The organism is Pseudomonas sp. 30_B, from assembly GCF_017491605.1.
Lineage (GTDB): Bacteria > Pseudomonadota > Gammaproteobacteria > Pseudomonadales > Pseudomonadaceae > Pseudomonas.
Map to the genome: position 1 here is coordinate 1 of NZ_JAFGYY010000154.1, position 535 is coordinate 535.

Below are 535 nucleotides of genomic sequence, written 5' to 3' on the forward strand. Positions count from 1 at the left end.
GAGTCTTTATATACAATGCTTGGCACGATAGCCACTAAGCTATCCGTTGCGCTAGCTTGTACTGTGTTATCTTCTTGCACTACCGCGGTGATAGGTACATCGACTGTGTCGCCATCTTTAAGCTCGGTGCTGGTCAATGCTTTGACAATCAGATGAATTTGCTCGCCTGCCGCGATACTTATCGTAGGCTGTAGCTCGGTTTCATTGCTATCAATGATGCCATTATTATTGGCATCAATATAGACTTGGAAGTTTGAAAGCGTGTTGGGCGTGGTAAAGCTGACCGCAACATTGGCATCAAAAGTCCCTGTGTTTTCTAGGGTATTTTGCCATTGCACTTTATTCCCTGGTTTGATCGTGATTTTAAGGGGTTGGGTAAGCTTGATATCGTAACGAGGCAGAGTAAAAGATTGAACGATGGTGGTGTTTGATTCGATTACGTTATTAATATCAGCGTTATCATATACTCTATAAGTAGCATTGGCAGTATTATTGATTTCGATAACACCGTGACCAATCGCAGCATGTGCTAAAT

At 42.4% G+C, this 535-nt stretch carries 1 protein-coding gene; it reads right to left on the reverse strand.

What is annotated here, in order from left to right:
- Nucleotides 1–535 (reverse strand): hypothetical protein (locus J5M67_RS27685; RefSeq protein ID WP_207888579.1); only part of this gene is annotated, 535 nt, incomplete at both ends.